The sequence below is a fragment of the Klebsiella planticola genome (assembly GCF_000783935.2).
GTDB lineage: Bacteria > Pseudomonadota > Gammaproteobacteria > Enterobacterales > Enterobacteriaceae > Klebsiella > Klebsiella planticola.
In genome coordinates, this window is sequence record NZ_CP026047.1 from 358,617 (window position 1) to 378,598 (window position 19,982).

17 protein-coding genes and 1 pseudogene are annotated in these 19,982 nt (G+C 56.7%); 4 read left to right on the top strand and 14 right to left on the bottom strand.

Annotated elements, in window-relative coordinates; translation table 11 throughout:
- Positions 1 to 53 precede the first annotated feature (53 nt).
- Complete coding sequence (locus MC50_RS01660; RefSeq protein WP_049268412.1) at positions 54 to 245, top strand: YfgG family protein; 192 nt, start codon at positions 54 to 56, stop codon at positions 243 to 245.
- A gap of 42 nt (positions 246 to 287) precedes the next feature.
- Here MC50_RS01660 and MC50_RS01665 read toward each other — a convergent pair.
- Positions 288 to 1,207: pseudogene (locus MC50_RS01665) on the bottom strand (LysR family transcriptional regulator).
- A 73-nt stretch (positions 1,208 to 1,280) separates the two neighbouring features.
- Here MC50_RS01665 and MC50_RS01670 point away from each other — a divergent pair.
- Positions 1,281 to 2,483 carry an MFS transporter gene (locus MC50_RS01670; protein WP_047663373.1) on the top strand — a complete coding sequence of 401 codons (1,203 nt, stop codon included), beginning with the start codon at positions 1,281 to 1,283 and terminating at the stop codon, positions 2,481 to 2,483.
- A 26-nt stretch (positions 2,484 to 2,509) separates the two neighbouring features.
- Here MC50_RS01670 and MC50_RS01675 read toward each other — a convergent pair whose 3' ends face one another.
- Positions 2,510 to 3,394: a LysR family transcriptional regulator gene (locus MC50_RS01675; protein WP_032686511.1), complete on the bottom strand. Its 885-nt coding sequence runs from the start codon at positions 3,392 to 3,394 to the stop codon at positions 2,510 to 2,512.
- A gap of 94 nt (positions 3,395 to 3,488) precedes the next feature.
- Here MC50_RS01675 and MC50_RS01680 point away from each other — a divergent pair, with 94 nt between their 5' ends.
- Positions 3,489 to 4,481, top strand: coding sequence for a nitrilase family protein (locus MC50_RS01680; protein WP_047663374.1), 993 nt, complete (start codon positions 3,489 to 3,491; stop codon positions 4,479 to 4,481).
- 65 nt (positions 4,482 to 4,546) lie between these two features.
- Here MC50_RS01680 and guaA read toward each other — a convergent pair whose 3' ends face one another.
- Positions 4,547 to 6,124, bottom strand: coding sequence for a glutamine-hydrolyzing GMP synthase (guaA, locus tag MC50_RS01685; RefSeq protein ID WP_032686509.1), 1,578 nt, complete (start codon positions 6,122 to 6,124; stop codon positions 4,547 to 4,549).
- A 65-nt stretch (positions 6,125 to 6,189) separates the two neighbouring features.
- Positions 6,190 to 7,656 carry an IMP dehydrogenase gene (gene guaB / locus MC50_RS01690; RefSeq protein ID WP_032686508.1) on the bottom strand — a complete coding sequence of 489 codons (1,467 nt, stop codon included), beginning with the start codon at positions 7,654 to 7,656 and terminating at the stop codon, positions 6,190 to 6,192.
- Between the two features lie 158 nt (positions 7,657 to 7,814).
- On the opposite strand from guaB, the gene xseA reads away from it, so the two are divergent.
- On the top strand, positions 7,815 to 9,185 hold the full coding sequence (gene xseA / locus MC50_RS01695; protein WP_032695547.1) for an exodeoxyribonuclease VII large subunit: 1,371 nt from the start codon (positions 7,815 to 7,817) through the stop codon (positions 9,183 to 9,185).
- Positions 9,186 to 9,191: 6 nt separating this feature from the next.
- Here the strand turns inward: xseA and MC50_RS01700 are convergent, their stop codons facing one another.
- The 10 genes from MC50_RS01700 to ndk all read right to left on the bottom strand — a co-directional run bounded on the left by MC50_RS01700 (position 9,192) and on the right by ndk (position 19,878).
- On the bottom strand, positions 9,192 to 9,410 hold the full coding sequence (locus MC50_RS01700) for a zinc ribbon domain-containing protein (protein ID WP_032686505.1): 219 nt from the start codon (positions 9,408 to 9,410) through the stop codon (positions 9,192 to 9,194).
- Positions 9,411 to 9,459: 49 nt separating this feature from the next.
- Complete coding sequence (locus tag MC50_RS01705; RefSeq protein WP_047663375.1) at positions 9,460 to 10,551, bottom strand: Gfo/Idh/MocA family oxidoreductase; 1,092 nt, start codon at positions 10,549 to 10,551, stop codon at positions 9,460 to 9,462.
- Between the two features lie 125 nt (positions 10,552 to 10,676).
- Positions 10,677 to 12,155, bottom strand: coding sequence for a ribosome biogenesis GTPase Der (gene der / locus MC50_RS01710; protein WP_004866324.1), 1,479 nt, complete (start codon positions 12,153 to 12,155; stop codon positions 10,677 to 10,679).
- 192 nt (positions 12,156 to 12,347) lie between these two features.
- Entirely contained in the window at positions 12,348 to 13,526 is a 1,179-nt protein-coding gene (gene bamB / locus MC50_RS01715; RefSeq protein ID WP_004866328.1) for an outer membrane protein assembly factor BamB, read from the bottom strand.
- Positions 13,527 to 13,536: 10 nt separating this feature from the next.
- The gene (locus tag MC50_RS01720; RefSeq protein WP_032686503.1) at positions 13,537 to 14,157 is read right to left on the bottom strand and encodes a YfgM family protein; all 621 of its coding nucleotides are present in this window, start codon (positions 14,155 to 14,157) and stop codon (positions 13,537 to 13,539) included.
- Between the two features lie 34 nt (positions 14,158 to 14,191).
- On the bottom strand, positions 14,192 to 15,466 hold the full coding sequence (gene hisS, locus MC50_RS01725) for a histidine--tRNA ligase (RefSeq protein WP_032695549.1): 1,275 nt from the start codon (positions 15,464 to 15,466) through the stop codon (positions 14,192 to 14,194).
- Positions 15,467 to 15,557: 91 nt separating this feature from the next.
- Positions 15,558 to 16,679: a flavodoxin-dependent (E)-4-hydroxy-3-methylbut-2-enyl-diphosphate synthase gene (ispG, locus tag MC50_RS01730; protein WP_032695550.1), complete on the bottom strand. Its 1,122-nt coding sequence runs from the start codon at positions 16,677 to 16,679 to the stop codon at positions 15,558 to 15,560.
- Positions 16,680 to 16,705: 26 nt separating this feature from the next.
- On the bottom strand, positions 16,706 to 17,674 hold the full coding sequence (gene rodZ, locus MC50_RS01735) for a cytoskeleton protein RodZ (RefSeq protein WP_047663376.1): 969 nt from the start codon (positions 17,672 to 17,674) through the stop codon (positions 16,706 to 16,708).
- A 272-nt stretch (positions 17,675 to 17,946) separates the two neighbouring features.
- Positions 17,947 to 19,113: a bifunctional tRNA (adenosine(37)-C2)-methyltransferase TrmG/ribosomal RNA large subunit methyltransferase RlmN gene (locus MC50_RS01740; protein WP_004866345.1), complete on the bottom strand. Its 1,167-nt coding sequence runs from the start codon at positions 19,111 to 19,113 to the stop codon at positions 17,947 to 17,949.
- A gap of 333 nt (positions 19,114 to 19,446) precedes the next feature.
- Positions 19,447 to 19,878, bottom strand: a complete 432-nt coding sequence (gene ndk, locus MC50_RS01745) for a nucleoside-diphosphate kinase (protein WP_004866348.1) — start codon at positions 19,876 to 19,878, stop codon at positions 19,447 to 19,449.
- Positions 19,879 to 19,982 lie beyond the last annotated feature (104 nt).

The following is a 19,982-nucleotide window of genomic DNA, read 5'->3' on the forward strand; positions in this document are numbered from 1 at the left end:
GTGCCTTAATACCCTTATCGCCCCAGTTGTGGGTATACCTCAAGGAACCTTTTGTGAGTCAGGCACCCAGTATGCGTAAACGACATCGATTTAACCGTCGCATGACCCGTATCGTACTGCTTATCAGCTTTATCTTCTTCTTTGGACGCTTTGTCTACTCTTCTATTGGCGCCTGGTATCATCATCAGGACAAGATCGAGTCCCAGCAATCGACGCTCCCGGTTGATACCACGCCGCGGGAATAAGCCAGCACATTACGGTGCCAGCCAGTACGGCATGACATTGCTTTAAACGGTAAACTGCACCTCTCGCAGCAGGCGCAGCATTTCGCCGCTCCCTTTGCTGAGAATTTTATCCTGACGCATCACGACCCCCAACTGACGGTGGAGTACTGGCGTCAGCGATTGAACGCGTAACCCCTGCCGATCGTCATGATGCGCCACCGCCATGCGTGGAACAATGCTGTATCCCAGTCCGGCACGCACCATTCGCTTGATGGCTTCAATACTGCCCAGCTGCATCACCGGCGAAATATCGCGCCCGCTAGCACGAAACCAGCCATCAATCAGCTCCCGGGTTCCGCTTCCGGCCTCAAAGGCAATCAGCGGCAGCGCCTGCAGCACCTCCGGCGTCAGCTCCAGCGGCAGCGCATCCTGTCCGCAGGCAAAAATAAACACAAACTCCTCTTCCACCAGCGGGGCTATTGCCAGGTTGCGCCCGTGCGCCGGAAGCGTGACCAGTCCGAGATCGAGTCGGTTCTCCTCCACGGCACGCACGATATCCAGCGTATTGCCGGTCGTCACGCCTACCGTCAGCAGCGGATGCGCCTGCCGCAACTGCTGTAAGACAGGCGGTAACAGATGAATGCAGGCCGTGGCCCCCGTTCCGAGCGTTATCGCGCCGCTGATTTCGCGACTAAACTCGCTGACCGACAGCACCGCCGCGCTGACCGCTCGTTCAATATTGTCACCGTGAGCCAGCAGAGCCATACCGGCCGCCGTCGCTTTAATCCCCCGTCCGGTCCGCTCAATCAACCGGGTCTGCAGAAACTGTTCCAGCTGACGGACCTGCAGGCTGACCGCGGGCTGCGATAGCCCCAGGATATCCGCAGCAGCAGAGAAGCTCCCCCGCTGTACCACCAGTCGAAAAGTAGCCAGGTTTCCCAGATTAAGCGTCGTCATCTCAAAGTTTCTCTTATAAGGGTCATAAACGAACGAGTCTGCCTGCACAATAGCGCGCAGGTTATGCTGCCGACAACTGCATAACAGACTGAGATACGAATGAAAAATACGGAAAACAGACGCGCCGCGCCCGCCATGCTGACGCTTGCCGCTGGATGCAATCAGCTGATTAACTGGGGAATTTCATTTTATATGCCGGGCACTTTTGCCCGGGCTATCGGGCAGGACACCGGCTGGCCAGAGACACAAATCTACCTCGGCCTGACGATCGCCATGTTGATAATGGCGCTAATCTCCCCGTTTGTCGCCCGCCTGCTGGCCCGCTTTGGCGGCCAACAAATTGTGGTCAGCGGCACGCTGGCGATCGCCGCAGGCTGTTTCATGATGGCCGCTATACCTACCCTATCCGGTTGGCTGGGTGCCTGGCTACTTACCGGTATCGGAATGCGTCTGGCGCTGTATGATGCGCTGTTCGCCGCGCTGGTGAATCTGTACGGACAACAGGCAAGACGAACCCTTTCCCGCGTGACGCTGGCTGGCGGCCTGGCTTCCGCTCTGTTTTGGCCACTGGGCGCATTTTTGTTGACGATGATGAGCTGGCGGGAGGCGTTGCTGGTTTATGGCCTGCTGGGCCTGTTCAGCGCGCTGTTGCTCTGGCGAATGCCGAATGCCAGGCGACCGGCGGCGATACCCCCGAAAGCGCATCGGCCCACTTCTCACCAGCAGAGACGCGTTGGTCTGCTGTATGCGGCGCTGATCGCGCTGGTGACGTTTGTTTCTAACGGAACCTCCACCCATTTGCCGGAATTTATTGCCCACTACGGTCTGCCAGTGGCGGCGGGGATGCTCTGGGGCATTGGCCAGACCGGCGCCCGTTTTCTGGAGGTCGCCTCGGGTTCGGTGCTCACGCCGCTTCGACTTACGCTGCTGACCACGTTGCTGATGCCGGTCTGTTTCGCCCTCGGTCTGAGCGGGCCATATCTCATCTGGGCGGCCGGCGGATTTGTGCTGGGCTATGGCGCCATCAATGGGTTAACGACCGTGTTTAAGGCCACGCTACCGCTACAGCTTTTTGCCGCCGAGGATTACGCCAGCCGCACCGGTATCCTGTTGATCCCCGCCCAGCTGCTGGCCGCCGCCTCGCCGTTTGTCTACGCCTGGTTAAATCAGCAGTTCGGGGTTCAGGGGAGCTTAGGTGTTTCCGCTGCGCTGACGCTGGTGGTCGCCGGGCTGGCGCTGGCCATTGCCCGGAGCCAGTCCGGCCAGCCTCCAGAGGCGATGCCGGCAGCCATTGATTCCTGAACTTCGTGGCGATACCTGCACGCGCCTTAGCGAGGAGGTATCTCCCCGTTCTTCCGACAGACCATCGCGATAAAACGATCGCGGACGGCGTCCACTACCTGTGGATTCCAGGCAACGCCAACCTGCCATTGCGCGCCCTCCCCCGTCACGGTAACGAGCGTTATGCCCGCCGGCAGGAGATGACATGCGCCGGCGGGAAGCAGCGCAACACCATTTCCGGCGGCAACCAGCGCCAGCAGCGTATGAATATCGTCAGCATCCGCCACAATGTCAGCGGTCAGGCGGTTGATTTGCAGGAAATGCGCCGTTTGCTGTGCCAACCCACGGCCGCGCCTTGGGTTAATTTGCAGCAGCGGGAACTGTCGGAGCACCGAGGCGATATCCGGGAGCGCCTGCGTTGCGCCAGCGGGCACGGCAAGCACCAGGCTCTCTTCCATCAGCGCCTGGGCCTCCAGCGCGTCCGGAACGGGCATCCGCACGAACCCGGCATGCAGCTGCCCCTCCAGCAGCATTCGATACTGCTCGTGGGAAGCGATATCGTTGAGGGAGACGTCAATATCGGGAAACTGCTGGCGAAAGGCTTTAACTTGCGCCGGGGCCAACTGGAAGGTTGAGATGCCGAATCCCAGCGCCAGCGTGCCGACGTTTCCGCGCCGGACCTGCTCCGTCCAGGCACAAAACTGGTCATGCTGCGCCACAAAATGGCAGGCCTGAGAATAGATAGCCTCCCCCGCCGCGGTTAGCTGTGCTCCCTGCCGACCCCGCTGAAAAAGGGTCATGCCCGTCAGATGCTCCAGGGTCTGGATTTGTTTCGTCAGCGCCGGTTGGGTCAAACAAAGCCGCTCCGCCGCCGCATGGTAGCGCCGCTGCTGGGCCAGGGTGACGAACGCCCGTATTAATCTGATGTCCATTCCAGTCCCTTATCAAACGCGGAGAAAGCGTGATTATACATCCTGTGTCTCTGCTGGCGTAATGCGCTCAGTTTTTAGCAACGAGAAGAGACCTATGAACAACGAACTTCAGGTAGCTACGGTACAGTTCTGCCACCGCGCTAATGATAAGTCCTATAACCTGGGCATTATGGAACGCTTTATTCATCAGGCAGCCGGCGAAGGTACCCGCATTCTGGCCTTTCCCGAAATGTGCATTACCGGCTACTGGCACGTTATCGATCTCAGCGCCGAAGAGGTGGGGTCGCTCGCCGAGCCCATTGACGACAGTCCTTCCCTGGCGAGAATTGCCCGCCTGGCACAAAGTTACCAGATGGCCATTGGCGTGGGGCTGATTGAAAGAGCGAGTGACGATCGCCTGTATAACACCTACGTCGTTTGTATGCCGGATGGCCAGAGACATATCCACCGCAAGCTGCACGCCTTTGAACATCCGGCGATAGACCAGGGGGATAGCTTCACCGTCTTCGATACGCCGTGGGGAGTGAAAGTTGGCGTTCTGATCTGCTGGGACAATAATCTGACGGAAAATGCACGAGCTACCGCGCTGCTGGGCGCGGATATCCTGCTGGCCCCTCATCAAACCGGCGGTACGAACTCCCGCAGCCCGTTCGGGATGAAGCCCGTACCCGTAGCCCTTTGGGAGAACCGGTATCAGGATCCTGACGCGCTGAAAGCCGCGTTCCAGGGCCGTAACGGTCGGGAATGGTTGCTCCGCTGGCTGCCCTCAAGAGCGCATGATAACGGGATGTTTATCTTATTCAGCAATGGCGTCGGGCTCGACAACGGGGAGGTGCGTACCGGCAATGCGATGATTATCGATCCCTATGGCCGCATTATTGCAGAAACCGATGCGTTTGAAGACACCCTGGTCTGCGCCACGCTGGATTTAAGCCTGCTGACCATGTCCACGGGCCGACGCTGGATTCACGGCAGACGGCCCGAGCTCTATCCGATTCTGAGCCAGAATCAGGGTTATGAACGCGATGCTCGCAGCGCGCGTTTCTCAACGGAAGTGCCCCAGTTCAGCGATAAAACTCAGCATTAATCCGGCGGCAGAAAAGAAAAAGCCCCCTGTAAAAACAGAGGGCTTCGTTTAACAACGCCGGGGAGTTATTCCCACTCGATCGTTGCCGGCGGCTTGCCGCTGATGTCATAGACGACGCGGGAAATGCCGTTGACTTCGTTGATGATGCGGTTGGAGACGCGGCCAAGGAAGTCATAGGGCAGGTGCGCCCAGTGCGCGGTCATAAAGTCGATGGTTTCGACCGCACGCAGGGAAACGACCCAGTCGTACTTACGGCCATCGCCCATGACGCCTACAGAGCGGACCGGCAGGAACACGGTGAACGCCTGGCTCACTTTGTTGTAGAGGTCGGCTTTATGCAGCTCTTCGATGAAGATAGCATCCGCCCGACGCAGCAGGTCGCAGTACTCTTTCTTCACTTCGCCCAGTACGCGAACGCCGAGACCCGGCCCCGGGAACGGATGACGGTACAGCATGTCGTACGGCAGGCCCAGCTCCAGACCAATCTTACGCACTTCGTCTTTGAACAGCTCACGCAGCGGTTCAACCAGCCCCATCTTCATCTCTTTCGGCAGGCCGCCCACGTTGTGGTGAGATTTGATGACGTGCGCTTTACCGGTTGCAGACGCAGCGGATTCGATGACATCCGGGTAGATGGTACCCTGCGCCAGCCATTTAACGTCTTCCAGCTTCAACGCTTCTTCGTCGAACACTTCGACGAACACGCGACCGATGATTTTGCGTTTGGCTTCCGGATCGTTCTCGCCTTTCAGCGCGTCCAGGAAACGCTTCTCGCCTTCCACGTGAACGATGTTCAGACCGAAGTGGTCACCGAACATGTCCATAACCTGCTGGGCTTCGTTCAGACGCAGCAGACCATTGTCCACGAATACGCAGGTCAGGTTTTTACCGATAGCGCGGTGCAGCAGCATTGCGGTCACGGAGGAGTCCACGCCGCCGGAGAGGCCGAGGATCACTTTGTCATTGCCAACCTGCTGGCGGATACGCTCAACGGCATCGTCGATGATTTTTGCCGGCGTCCACAGAGCTTCACACTGGCAGATGTCGCGCACGAAGCGCTCCAGCATACGCATACCCTGGCGGGTGTGGGTCACTTCCGGGTGGAACTGCACGCCGTAGAAGCGTTTTTCTTCGTTCGCCATAATGGCAAACGGGCAGGTTTCAGTGCTGGCAACGGTAACAAAGTCAGACGGGATCGCGGTAACTTTGTCGCCGTGGCTCATCCAGACGTCGAGCAGCGGCTTGCCTTCAGCGGTCAGGGAGTCTTCAATACCGCGCACCAGCGCGCTATCGGTAACAACTTCAACCTGCGCATAGCCGAACTCGCGCTCATTAGAACTTTCTACATGGCCGCCCAGCTGCATTGCCATGGTCTGCATACCGTAGCAAACGCCAAACACCGGTACACCGGCTTCGAACACATACTGCGGCGCGCGCGGGCTGTTATGTTCAGTGGTGCTTTCCGGGCCGCCGGAAAGAATGATGCCGCTAGGATTGAACTCACGAATCTGAGCTTCCGTTACGTCCCAGGCCCACAGCTCGCAATAAACCCCTAATTCACGTACGCGACGCGCAACCAACTGGGTGTACTGAGAACCGAAGTCCAGGATTAGAATGCGATGTTTATGAATGTTATCCGTCATTGACGTTTATTCCAGAGCAGTAGCGATTAAATAAAATCGCCCGGCGCATGACCGGGCGATGAAAATCAGGAGCCCATGCGGTAGTTCGGGGATTCCTTGGTGATCGTCACGTCGTGAACGTGACTTTCCTGGATGCCAGCACCGCTGATACGCACGAATTCCGCTTTGGTACGCAGGGTGTCGATGGTACCACAACCGGTCAGTCCCATACAGGAGCGCAGGCCCCCCATCTGCTGGTGAATGATCTCTTTCAGGCGACCTTTATAGGCAACGCGGCCTTCGATACCTTCCGGTACCAGTTTGTCCGCAGCGTTGTCGCTCTGGAAGTAACGGTCAGAGGAGCCTTTGGACATCGCACCCAGAGAACCCATACCGCGATAAGATTTGTAAGAACGCCCCTGGTAGAGCTCGATTTCACCCGGGGACTCTTCGGTACCCGCCAGCATGGAGCCGACCATCACGGCAGCAGCGCCAGCAGCGATTGCTTTCGCGATATCGCCGGAGAAACGGATACCGCCATCGGCGATAACCGGAATGCCGGTACCTTCCAGCGCTTCTACCGCGTCGGAGACGGCGGTAATCTGCGGGACACCAACGCCGGTGACGATACGGGTAGTACAGATAGAACCAGGGCCAATACCTACTTTCACCGCGCTCACGCCCGCTTCAGCCAGGGCACGTGCGCCGGCACCGGTGGCCACGTTGCCGCCGATGATTTGCAGGTCAGGATATTTAGCACGGGTTTCACGAATGCGCTGCAGAACGCCTTCAGAATGGCCGTGGGAGGAGTCGATCAGCAGAACGTCAACGCCTGCAGCAACCAGCGCATCTACGCGCTCTTCGTTGCCTGCGCCTGCGCCAACCGCTGCGCCGACGCGCAGACGACCATGCTCATCTTTACACGCATTCGGTTTACGTTCCGCTTTCTGGAAATCTTTAACGGTAATCATGCCGCGCAGATGGAAGCCATCATCAACAACCAGCGCTTTTTCAACGCGTTTTTCGTGCATTTTGGCAAACACGACTTCGCGGCTTTCGCCTTCGCGCACGGTAACCAGACGCTCTTTCGGCGTCATGTAAACGCTGACAGGCTGGTTCAGGTCGGTCACGAAGCGGACGTCGCGACCGGTGATGATACCGACCAGTTCGTTGTCTTCGGTCACCACCGGATAACCAGCAAAGCCGTTACGCTCGGTCAGCACTTTTACTTCACGCAGGGTGGTGGTAGGCAGTACGGTCTGCGGGTCGGAAACCACGCCGGACTCATGTTTCTTCACGCGGCGAACTTCTTCCGCCTGACGCTCGATGGACATGTTTTTGTGAATAAAGCCGATGCCGCCTTCCTGTGCCAGGGCAATTGCCAGGCGCGCTTCTGTTACGGTATCCATGGCTGCGGAGAGCATAGGAATATTCAGACGAATGGTCTTCGTCAGCTGGGTGCTGAGATCGGCAGTATTCGGCAGAACGGTAGAATGAGCGGGAACGAGGAGGACGTCGTCAAACGTCAGAGCTTCTTTAGCGATACGTAGCATGGGCAATATCTCGACCAGGGTGGATAAATATTGCCGTGGCATTATACAGAGCGTAACCGATTGCATCTACCCTTTTTTGAAAATAATACTTGCGATCGTCCATCATCAGGTTACTATCGACTGAATAACCTGCTGATTTAAAATTTGATCTTGCTCACATGTTGCCATCTCAATCCCCTGCAATTTTCACGGTCAGCCGCCTAAACCAGACGGTTCGCCTGCTGCTGGAACAGGAAATGGGCCAGGTCTGGATCAGCGGCGAGATCTCAAACTTCAGCCAGCCCTCTTCCGGCCACTGGTACTTCACCTTAAAAGACGATAACGCCCAGGTGCGCTGCGCGATGTTCCGCAATAGCAACCGTCGGGTTACTTTTCGCCCGCAGCACGGACAGCAGGTACTGGTACGCGCCAATATCACGCTGTATGAGCCGCGCGGCGACTATCAGATTATCGTCGAGAGCATGCAGCCTGCCGGCGAAGGGCTGTTACAGCAAAAGTATGAACAGCTAAAAGCGCTGCTGGCGGCGGAAGGTCTTTTCGATCAGCAGCATAAGCAAGCGCTCCCCTCCCCTGCGCGCTGCGTAGGCGTCATCACCTCGAAAAGCGGCGCGGCGCTACACGACATTCTGCAGGTGCTGAAAAGACGCGATCCGTCGCTGCCGGTGGTTATCTACCCAACGTCGGTTCAGGGCGACGATGCGCCAGGGCAAATCGTTCGCGCCATACAATTAGCCAACCTTCGCGAAGAGTGTGATGTGCTGATCGTTGGCCGCGGCGGCGGTTCTCTGGAAGATTTATGGAGCTTCAACGATGAACGGGTAGCGCGGGCGATTTTTGCCAGCCGCATTCCGGTCGTCAGCGCCGTCGGCCATGAAACCGACGTCACCATCGCCGATTTTGTCTCCGACCTGCGGGCGCCAACTCCTTCAGCCGCTGCAGAGATTGTCAGCCGCAATCAGCAGGAGCTGCTGCGCCAGCTGCAGTCCGGCCAGCAACGTCTGGAAATGGCGATGGACTATTTTATCGCCAACCGTCACCGTCGTTTTACCCAGCTGTTCCATCGTCTTCAGCAGCAGCATCCGCAGCTGCGATTAGTACGCCAGCAAACGGCGCTGGAAAGGCTACGCGAGCGGATGCGCCTTGCGCTTGAAACGCAGATGAAACGCGCCGATCAGCGTCAACAGCGCGTCATTCAGCGGCTGAACATGCAAAACCCGCAGCCGCGCATCCACCGTATTCAGTCACGCATTCAGCAACTCGAGTACCGCCTCGCCGAGAGCATCCGCTCGCGTTTAAGCGAGCGCCGCGAGCGCTTCGGCAACGCGGTTACCCATCTGGAGGCCGTGAGCCCTCTGGCAACGCTGGCCCGCGGCTATAGCGTAACCTCCGCCAGCGACGGCAAAGTGCTGAAGCAAACCAAACAGGTGAAGACAGGCGATCTGCTGACCACTCGTTTAAATGACGGCTGGGTCGAAAGCGAAGTCAGAACGATTACGCCGGTGAAGAAAACCCGGGCGAAGAAAAAGTAACACCGGTTATTCTACCGCCGCCCACTCCACGCGTTTTTTCGAAATCAGCCCGTGCCCGTTCTGGCAAAAATAATCCACTGCGCCACACGCTTTTAAAACCTCCAGCGGCTTGTGGCAATCCGGACAGCGGGCTTCCAGGGCAAAGTCTTTCGCACAGTGCTGACAGTGTGCATTGTGATCCTGTCGTGCCAGCGGCGCGCGACAGATGGGGCATGCGAGTTCCATGATGATTCCTTACCGAATGTTCGTCTATCCAGTTTACCACGGCGGCGGTTCAGTGTGGCCCACGCAATTGTTGCTGTAATTCAAGCAATAGCGCCACTTCGCCGATCCGTCGCTGCGTTAACCGGGACACTTCCTCGGGAGCGCGAACAAACAGGCTGTCTTTCCCCAGAATATGCTCGCCCAGGCAATGCTCATAGATAGCGCCCGGCCGCCGCCAGCGCTCAATACGATCGCCATCAATCAGCTCCACCACTTCGCAATTATCGCGCCGGTCCTGATTGATAATGCGTCCATCGCGTAACCAGATGCGCACTCCTTTTTGTCCTCCCGCCGGTCCGGCATATTTGTTTAGCCAGATATTGAGCGGGATACCGCTGAGTTCCCCCTGCAGATGGGCATTGCCTTCCGCGGTTTGCGTATCTCCACGGGCAATGGCATGACCCAGCCGATCGCTGGCCTGCCGGATTTCAAGGTGCATCTCATCCGTCCCACCACAGTAGCGGATTGTTTCGCGCAACATCGCCAGCACATGCGTACCAATATCAAGAATCACGCCGTCAGGATGGCGCAACTGGCGCGTATCCGGCTCACCGGTGGCAAAATTGAGCGCCACGGGTTCGCCCTGGTCGTTAAATCCGCTGGGCTCCTGCAAAAAGCCGTCAATACGCACGATATCCTGGATTGACGACAGCAGAGGCCGACGGGACTGCAGCTCATCTTCCCCCTGCCAGCGATCGTCCAGCTCACCCAATGCCCGCTTCAGCGCGCCGTCCCGCGCCATCCAGTGATCGAGCGCCAGTACCCGCCGCGCATGCTGCGGCTCGCTCAGCAGCTCACGCAGACGGGTCATTTGTTCAAGGGTCGCCACAACCGGTTTTTCCACCACAATGCGCGGACAGGCTGATGCCAGCGCCGCCTCCAGCACCGGAAGATGCTGCAACGACGCGGTGGTGATAAATAGCAGATCTAACGGTTTTCCGAGCAGTGCCGCTAATGACTCACAGCGGGTTATCCCCGCTAATCTCCTGGCAGGATTCGCATCGAAGCCCCAGCATTCGTTCATGGGGCACCCCAGATGCCTCAGCGCGGGAAGATAAGCGGTTTCGACTACCGCGCCCAGCCCAACAAATCCAGTCTGCATAGTGTCCTGCCAGTAAATTGGTGGAAATAATAGGGGTATTATACACATCGAACGGGCGGCAAACGTGATTCACCAATATCACGGGTTGTTGAGAGATAAAAAAACCCGCCAGCGGCGGGTTTCTCTTATTTGCTTTTCTTGATGTGTTTAATCAAGCGCTTACGCTTACGCATCTGGTTCGGCGTCAGGGTATTGCGTTTGTTGGCAAACGGGTTTTCCCCTTCTTTGAACTGGATACGAATCGGCGTCCCCATGACGTCCAGCGACTTGCGGAAGTAGTTCATCAGGTAACGCTTATAGGAGTCCGGCAGGTCTTTTACCTGGTTACCGTGGATGACCACAATCGGCGGGTTATAACCACCGGCATGGGCGTATTTCAGCTTCACGCGACGGCCGCGCACCAGCGGCGGCTGATGATCTTCTGCCGCCATGGTCATGATACGGGTCAGCATCGCCGTCCCGACGCGACGGGTTGCGCTGTCATACGCTTCGCGTACGGATTCGAACAGGTTACCGACGCCGCTGCCGTGCAGTGCGGAGATAAAGTGAATCCGTGCAAAGTCAATGAAGCCCAGACGGAAGTCCAGCGTCTCTTTAACCTGCTCTCTCACTTCCTGGCTCAGGCCATCCCACTTATTGACCACAATCACCAGCGAGCGGCCGCTGTTGAGGATAAAACCGAGCAGAGAAAGATCCTGGTCGGAAATCCCTTCACGCGCATCGATAACCAGCATCACCACGTTGGCATCTTCAATGGCCTGCAGCGTTTTGATGACCGAGAATTTTTCGACCACGTCGGTAATTTTACCGCGCTTACGCACGCCCGCGGTGTCGATGAGCACGTATTCACGTTCGTCGCGCTGCATCGGAATGTAGATACTGTCGCGCGTCGTCCCCGGCATGTCGTAGACCACCACGCGGTCTTCGCCGAGGATACGGTTGGTCAGCGTGGATTTACCCACGTTCGGACGGCCGACAATCGCCAGCTTAATCGGCAAATCTTGCGGGTTGAAGTCGTCTTCTGGCTCTTCCGCTTCTTCACCGTTCTGTTCCGCTTCAAACTGCGCCCAGTACGCCGCATCTTCATCGACCTCTTCCGACGGGTCGATCTCTTCGGCCCACGGCAGCAGGACGTGCTCCAGCAGGCTGGTCACGCCGCGACCGTGAGACGCAGCGATCGGATGGATATCGCCGAGGCCCAGTGACCAGAAGTCGGCAATCGCCTGATCGGCATCAATGCCGTCGGTTTTGTTCGCCACCAGGAAAGTCGGCTTTTCACGGGAGCGAAGATGTTTGGCGATCGCGGTATCAGCAGGCATCAGGCCCGCACGCGCATCGACCATAAACAGCACGACGTCCGCCTCTTCAATCGCCAACAGCGACTGTTCCGCCATTCGGGTTTCAACGCCATCTTCTGTGCCATCGATACCGCCGGTATCGATACAGATAAATTCACGACCTTCAACTTCAGCACGACCGTACTTACGGTCACGAGTCAGCCCCGGGAAATCCGCGACCAACGCATCACGAGTGCGCGTCAAACGGTTGAAAAGCGTGGATTTTCCAACATTAGGGCGCCCGACAAGCGCGACCACAGGTATCATGTTAAATGCCTCTTACAAATTGCTATGCAACATCGATTTAACGACGTTTTTAAAAAAGTCAAAACGGCCCCTGTCTGCCAGGAGCCGTTTCTCAATTCGCACTATACCCGTTGTCTCTCAGTGAACTTCGCTGCCGGCTGCATTGCCGGCCGCCGCGAAGAAACTCAAGAGCCGCGGGGTAAGCCGCCACGACTAACGCGTAATAGAATACAGCGTGCCGTCTGTTGCCTGGATCAGCAGTCGACCATCGGCTACCACCGCGTCGGTACGGAAGCCGGAGCTATCCACTTTCTGCTGAGCCACAAAGTGACCATCTTCCGGGTTCACCCAGTGCATATAGCCTTCGCTATCACCGACCACCAGGTTGCCATTATACAACACCGGCGCAGTCAACAGGCGATGCAATAGATCGCTTTGCGTCCACAGCGTCACGCCACCTTCGGTGGAGAGCGCCAGGATGCGGTCATTCTGATCGACCAGGTAGATACGGTTGCCGTCAACGATAAAGTCGTTCACGGAACCCAGCTCACGCTTCCACATGATCTGGCCGCTGCGCAGATCCAGCGCGGTCAGGTTGCCATTATACGCCAGCGTGTATACCACACCGTTGACGATAACCGGGGTCGTATCGACATCATTCAGACGATCGATTTCCGTCGGTCCGGTCGCCTGGGAGATACGCTGTTGCCAGATAATCTGCCCTTGTTGCATCAGCACGGCGCTCACGCGGCCGTTATCGCCGCCAACGATGGCTGCGCCATAGGCGGTCGCCGGTGCCGATTCACCGCGCAGAGACAGCGCCGGCATATCCAGGTTAACGGTCCACTTCACCGCCCCATCCGCTTCATTCAGCGCCTGCAGCTGACCGTTGCTGGTGTGAACCAGAACCATGCCGTCGCTGACTACCGGACGAGAAATCGCTTCGCCCGCAACGCGAGCCTGCCACGCCACGGTACCATCGCTGGTATTCAGGGCGAACAGCTGCGCTTTTTCGCTGCCGATATAGACATGACCGCCGGAAACGGTGATGCCGCCAGAGAGCAGCGCAGGCGTGCGAGAGAACCAGCCGTCTTTTTCAGCCAGGTTAACCGACCACACCTCTTTACCGTCATCAGCGTTCAGCGCTTTGACGGTGCCCTTACGATCGGCCGCATAGACGACGCCGTCGGCGAAAGCCGGGTGCAGGTTAGAATAGAAATCGCCGATACCATCGCCAACAGAGGTGCTCCAGGACGTGGACGGCGTAAACTGATTTTCCACCGTCGGCAGCGGTGACATTTTCACCACATCTTCTTCGCTGTTAAACAACGAACAACCGCTTAATAAGGTAACGGAAAGCAGCCCTGGCAAAAGTAATTTACGCAATTGCATCGAGTCCCTCTCAGATGGACAGATTATTTATTTTCATACGCATCATTTCGCTGAGCGCAGGTGAAGCATCGCTTTTCACGCCAGCTTCCCAGGCTGCGCGAGCGCCTTGCTTATCGCCTTTGTTAAGCAGAATCTCACCACGGAGATCGGCGACAATAGCGGCCCAGCCTTCACCTTTAATACCCTCAAGGGTTTTCAGCGCTTCATCAGGTTTCTTCAGCTGCAGCTGCACACGCGCAAGACGCATATTGATAACCGACTTCAGGTTATCATCCGGCGCGGCGGCCAGGCCCTGCTGAAGCTGCTTTTCGGCATTTTGCAGATCGTTCTTATCGACAAAACGCTGGGCCAGCTCCAGAGAAGCAAACGCGCCATAGCTGTTTTTGCTATCGGCGGCAAATTTTTCCGCCGAACCGATCGCTTCCGGCTTGTCTGATTTGAGCGCGGAAATGGCGTTTTCATAGGCTAAAGAGGATTCTCTCGCCGTATCCTGCTGATGAGAACTCCAGTAGCGCCAGCCAACCAACGCGCCAATCCCTAAAATCACACCAACGGCCAGCGCTTTGCCATTTTCGGCAAAGAAACGCTTGAGCGCATCGACCTGATCGTTTTCGTTGTTATACGTTTCCACGCAGTCCTTCTCCTGACTAATGATTCCCGGGAGATTAACCCAGAAGTGCGCGCAAATGCGCAGCAACGCTATCCTGCGTTACGGTAGTTTGCTCACCTGAGCGTAAATCCTTCACTACCACGTTTCCGTCAGCAATTTCTGATTCACCGACCACCAGAGCAACGCGAGCGCCCCATTTATCCGCGCGGGCAAACTGTTTCTTAAAGTTGCCGCCGCCGTGGTTGGTCATCAGCTTAGCGCCGGGCAGCTCATCGCGAACCCGCTCAGCCAGACGCATCGCTGCAGACTGGGTATCGGTTCCGGAAGCCACCAGGTATATATCGACAACAGGATCGGCTTTAAATTCCGGATTTACTGCCTGAACCAGTAAAACAAGACGCTCCAGCCCCATAGCGAAGCCTACGGCCGGCGTTGCACGCCCGCCCAGCTGCTCTACCAGACCATCATAACGACCGCCGGCACAGACCGTTCCCTGGGAACCGAGGCTGGTGGTGACCCACTCAAACACGGTACGGTTATAATAATCCAGACCGCGCACCAGACGCTGATTGACGGTATAGCGAATACCGGCATCGTCCAGCAGGGCACACAGGCCCGCGAAATGCGCTTTGGAGTCTTCATCCAGATAGTCGCCCAGCGCAGGTGCGTCGTTGAGCAGCGCCTGCACCTGCGGATTTTTGGAATCCAGGACACGCAGCGGGTTGGTATACATGCGGCGTTTGCAGTCTTCGTCGAGCTTATCTTTAAACTGCTCAAGATAGGCAACCAGCGCATCGCGATAGGTTGCACGCGCTTCCAGCGAACCGATGGAGTTCAGCTCCAGCGCAACGTGGTCAGCGATGCCCAGCTCACGCCACCAGCGAGCGGTCAGCATGATCAGCTCAGCATCGATATCCGGGCCCTGCAGGCCAAAGACTTCAACGCCCATCTGGTGGAACTGGCGATAGCGCCCTTTCTGCGGACGTTCGTGGCGGAACATCGGCCCGACGTACCACAGGCGCTGTTCTTGATTGTACAGGAGACCATGTTCGATGCCGGCACGTACGCAGCCCGCCGTCCCTTCCGGACGCAGCGTCAGGCTATCGCCATTGCGGTCCTCAAAGGTGTACATCTCTTTTTCAACCACGTCGGTTACTTCACCGATCGCGCGTTTGAATAACGGGGTCTGCTCTACAATCGGCAAACGGATTTCGCTGTAACCGTAGCTGCCGAGCACCTGTTTCAGTGAGCCTTCAATGCGCTGCCAGAGAGCGGTCTCGCCCGGCAGATAATCGTTCATGCCACGGATGGCTTGAATGTTCTTTGCCACGTTTATTCTCTTTATCTATATACAAAAATGAACCCCGACGCCGCGCGTCTGCGGGTTCAATCATACACGGGAAGTGATACACCGCCCCGGATTATTTCTCTTCGACCTGCTGAACATTGATGCGACGCGCTTCATCGAGCATCGAGGCTTTCGCACGGATCCGCGCTTCCAGCTGATCGATCATATCGTCGTTGTCCAGCCTGTCTCTACGCACGCCATCTTCATAGAGGCCGCTTTTTTTATTGCCGCCGGTCACGCCAAGCGTCGAAACCAGCGCTTCGCCCGGACCGTTCACCACGCAGCCGATAATCGAAATATCCATCGGCGTAATAATGTCTTCCAGACGCTGTTCCAGCGCGTTAACGGTGCCGATAACGTCGAACTCCTGACGCGAACAGGTCGGGCAAGCGATGAAGTTGATCCCGCGAGCGCGGATGCGCAGGGATTTCAGTATGTCGAAACCGACCTTGATCTCTTCAACCGGATCCGCCGCCAGGGAAACGCGCAGGGTGTCGCCGATCCCTTCTGACAGCAGCAGCCCCAGGCCGATCGCCGACTTCACCGCGCCGCTACGCGCGCCGCCGGCTTCAGTGATCCCAAGGTGCAGCGGCTGATCGATCTGTTTCGCCAGCAGACGATACGATTCTACCGCCAGGAAAACATCGGAGGCCTTCACACTGACTTTAAACTGATCAAAATTGAGACGATCGAGATGATCGACATGGCGCATAGCTGATTCCAGCAGCGCCTGCGGCGTTGGTTCGCCGTACTTTTCCTGCAGATCTTTTTCCAGCGAACCGGCGTTGACGCCGATACGGATAGGAATGTTTTTATCGCGGGCGCAATCAACCACCATACGGATACGTTCTTCGTTACCGATGTTGCCCGGGTTGATACGCAGACAGTCCACACCGTACTCCGCCACTTTCAGGGCGATACGGTAGTCAAAGTGGATATCGGCGACCAGCGGGACGTTGACCTGCTGCTTGATAAGCCTGAACGCTTCCGCTGCATCCATCGTCGGAACGGAGACGCGGACGATATCCGCGCCTACGCGCTCTAAGGCTTTGATTTGGTTTACCGTCGCAGCCACATCGGTGGTGCGAGTATTGGTCATCGACTGTACGGCGATGGGAGCACCATCGCCAATCGGCACATTCCCAACGTAAATACGTTTTGATTTTCTACGTTGAATCGGAGCCTGGTTATGCATGAAAAATCTCCCGCGTTACCCGTCTGTTACTGCGCCGGTGATGTTTCGGCATTAAGGGTCAGACGCGCAACCTGGTTAGTTCTGATAAAACGACTTAAATCGACGGGTTTACCCAGATACTGAATCTGTACCGCTGCCGGTGCGCCAATTTTCAGTTTATAAGGCGCCTGACCGCTCAGGTTCAGATTACCGCCCTTACGTTGCAAACCGCTGAACAGTTTCTTGCCGGTTGCATCGCTCACTTCCAGCCAGCAGTCGGCAGAGAAGTTCAGAACCAAATCCTGGGCCGCAGCGGCCGTAGCGGCTGCATTAGCCGGGGCGGTTGGCAGTGGAGAAGCCGGCGCCGCGGCAGCCGGTGCGCTATCGACATTGGCCTGAGACGGCGCCACAACGGCGTTATTATCAACCGGTGCCTGGGTAGAGGCCGTCGGTGCAGGGGGGGTATCAACCGGCGCGCTGTTGGCAGTGCTATCCGGCGCCGTATTGCTGGCGCCGGTATCCAACGGAATACTCTGGCTGCTGTCGCCCGCATTCAGTTCAGCGGTTGACTGGTCGGCCATTGAGGTAATTTCTTCCTGCTGGGCCTTATGGTCTTGCCACCACCAGGCGCCGCTGAGGCCAATGACCACAAACAGTACCAGCCAGGTGAAGCTCATCAGCCAGCCGTCACGCTTTTTACGGCGTTTTCCCAGGGAGAAGCTCTGCATCGGCGCAACTTTCGCGGCACGAATCGGGGCCTGTTTTGCCATCATTGGCAGCAGTTCATCTTCCGGAATGTGCACAAGGCGCGCATAGGAGCGGATGTAGCCGCGCAGGAAGGTAGAGGCCAGGTCGGCCGGCGCCTTGTCGTCTTCAATATCACGAACCGTGGAAACTTTCAGGCATAAGCGCTCCGCCACCGCTTGCTGGCTGAGTCCGAGTTGTTCACGGGCATGACGTAGACGCGTGCCCGTCGTATTTGCTTCTTGATGGTCTTGAGTGGCTTCAGTGTTCATTCGACAACTACTGGTACGTGAATTTAAAGTTCAGCGCCGGTTTACCCCGCGCCGCGAAACATCTGCTAAACGTCACACGAAGAGTATAAGTCCGTATGACCCACTATCACAGATACTTATCAATATTGAATGCTAAGCGGTTGTAGTGCCGCTACATACTGCCTCAAAGTCGACAAAAACGCACCGTAATTATTGCCCGAATCAGCGTATTTCGCCTGGCGATTAGGCATAAATCCGCAGCGCATGCTTCATGGCGTGCGCTGCGTCATTTATCAGACCGTCTTCACATCAATGGCTTCGCCCTGCATGCGTTTACGCAGCGTACGTTTGGTCCGGTCGATAACGTCGCCGGCCAGCTGTCCACAGGCGGCGTCAATGTCATCGCCGCGCGTTTTACGCACGATAGTGGTAAAGCCATATTCCATCAGCACCTTGGAGAAACGGTCGATACGGCTGTTTGAACTACGGCCGTAAGGCGCGCCCGGGAACGGGTTCCAGGGAATGAGGTTGATCTTGCACGGCGTATCTTTCAACAGCGCCGCCAGCTCATGGGCATGTTCGGTACCATCATTGACGTGATCCAGCATGACGTACTCAATGGTGACGCGACCCTGGTTAGCATTGGACTTCGAAATATAGCCGCGGACCGAGTTCAGGAAGGTCTCAATGTTATATTTCTTGTTGATCGGCACGATCTCATCACGAATGGTATCGTTGGGCGCGTGCAGAGAAATCGCCAGCGCCACGTCAATCATATCGCCGAGCTTATCCAGCGCCGGGACCACGCCTGAAGTAGAAAGCGTCACGCGACGTTTCGACAGGCCAAAACCGAAATCGTCCAGCATGATTTCCATCGCCGGGACGACGTTAGTCAGGTTCAGCAGCGGTTCGCCCATCCCCATCATCACCACGTTGGTGATCGGACGCTGGCCGGTAATTTTGGCCGCACCGACGATTTTCGCCGCGCGCCATACCTGGCCGATAATTTCTGAAACCCGCAGATTACGGTTAAAGCCCTGCTGCGCCGTCGAGCAGAATTTACACTCTAAAGCGCACCCAACCTGCGACGAAACGCACAGCGTCGCACGATCGTCTTCCGGAATATAAACCGTTTCCACACGCTGATCGCCGACGGCAATCGCCCATTTAATGGTACCGTCGCTGGAGCGTTGCTCCTCAACGACTTCCGGCGCGCGAATCTCCGCGACTTCCTTCAGCTTGTTGCGCAGCACCTTGTTGATATCGGTCATATCATCAAAGTTGTCGCTGCAGTAGTGATACATCCATTTCATCACCTGATCGGCGCGGAAGGGTTTTTCACCCATGTTTTTGAAAAACTCGCGCATCTGCTGACGGTTCAGGTCCAGCAGGTTGATTTTGGCATCTTTGTTCGGCACCGTCAGAGCGGCGGTATCAGGTGTGACAATATGTTCAGACATAATCTATTCCGGCCTCGTTGTTACACGTTATGGCCCCAGGAGGGTTGAAAAAAGAAACGCCCCTATGAACGAGTGCTCGTCCAGGGGCGCTGCATTGTACAAATTCTGCTGCATCAATACCACGTTTGCACGCGGCAATGATGAAAAAATCTGTTACTGCGTACTTGAGCCTCTATGGCTTTTCGATTGTCGAAAAGATGAGGCTCTGAATCTCCAAAATATTTCACGTCACGGCGAAGCGACAAGTTCGCAAATCCCCGGGAGCATAGATAGCTATGTGGCCGGGGGGCGCGAATGAAGCCAACAAAGCGGTGGCGTGAAAGACGCAGGGGATTAACGAGTGCGCGGGCAAACCTCGCCTTCAGCGAAGAAGAACGCGATTTCGCGAGCGGCAGATTCAACGGAGTCGGAACCGTGGGTGCCGTTCTCGGTGAAGCTGTCGGCGTAGTCTGCGCGCAGAGTGCCTGCCAGCGCGTTGTCCGGGTTGGTTGCGCCCAGCAGGTCACGGTGACGCTGAACGGCGTTTTCGCCTTCCAGAACGGAGACCACGATCGGGCCGGAAGTCATGAACTCAACCAGACCGTCAAAGAACGGGCGACCTTCGTGCTCAGCGTAGAAACCGCGAGCCTGTTCAACGGTCAGGTGCAGCATTTTGGTGCCGACGATTTTGAACCCTGCAGCTTCAAAGCGAGAAAAGATGCTGCCAATAACGTTTTTTGCCACCGCGTTTGGTTTGATGATGGAAAAAGTACGTTCAATAGCCATGATTACCTCTAATAAAGTGTTCTGTTGTTGCGCATACGATCGTATGGCCTGGCGCGCATTATAATGAGCAACACCGACGCTGCCTATGGATGAAGGTAACATTT

Excerpts from the sequence above, each read along its gene's own strand:
- MC50_RS01670 (WP_047663373.1), top strand. The coding sequence starts at position 1,281 with ATGAAAAATACGGAAAACAGACGCGCCGCGCCCGCCATGCTGACGCTT.
- MC50_RS01675 (WP_032686511.1), bottom strand. The coding sequence starts at position 3,394 with ATGGACATCAGATTAATACGGGCGTTCGTCACCCTGGCCCAGCAGCGG.
- MC50_RS01680 (WP_047663374.1), top strand. The coding sequence starts at position 3,489 with ATGAACAACGAACTTCAGGTAGCTACGGTACAGTTCTGCCACCGCGCT.
- guaA (WP_032686509.1), bottom strand. The coding sequence starts at position 6,124 with ATGACGGATAACATTCATAAACATCGCATTCTAATCCTGGACTTCGGT.
- guaB (WP_032686508.1), bottom strand. The coding sequence starts at position 7,656 with ATGCTACGTATCGCTAAAGAAGCTCTGACGTTTGACGACGTCCTCCTC.
- xseA (WP_032695547.1), top strand. The coding sequence starts at position 7,815 with ATGTTGCCATCTCAATCCCCTGCAATTTTCACGGTCAGCCGCCTAAAC.
- MC50_RS01700 (WP_032686505.1), bottom strand. The coding sequence starts at position 9,410 with ATGGAACTCGCATGCCCCATCTGTCGCGCGCCGCTGGCACGACAGGAT.
- MC50_RS01705 (WP_047663375.1), bottom strand. The coding sequence starts at position 10,551 with ATGCAGACTGGATTTGTTGGGCTGGGCGCGGTAGTCGAAACCGCTTAT.
- der (WP_004866324.1), bottom strand. The coding sequence starts at position 12,155 with ATGATACCTGTGGTCGCGCTTGTCGGGCGCCCTAATGTTGGAAAATCC.
- bamB (WP_004866328.1), bottom strand. The coding sequence starts at position 13,526 with ATGCAATTGCGTAAATTACTTTTGCCAGGGCTGCTTTCCGTTACCTTA.
- ispG (WP_032695550.1), bottom strand. The coding sequence starts at position 16,679 with ATGCATAACCAGGCTCCGATTCAACGTAGAAAATCAAAACGTATTTAC.
- rodZ (WP_047663376.1), bottom strand. The coding sequence starts at position 17,674 with ATGAACACTGAAGCCACTCAAGACCATCAAGAAGCAAATACGACGGGC.
- MC50_RS01740 (WP_004866345.1), bottom strand. The coding sequence starts at position 19,113 with ATGTCTGAACATATTGTCACACCTGATACCGCCGCTCTGACGGTGCCG.
- ndk (WP_004866348.1), bottom strand. The coding sequence starts at position 19,878 with ATGGCTATTGAACGTACTTTTTCCATCATCAAACCAAACGCGGTGGCA.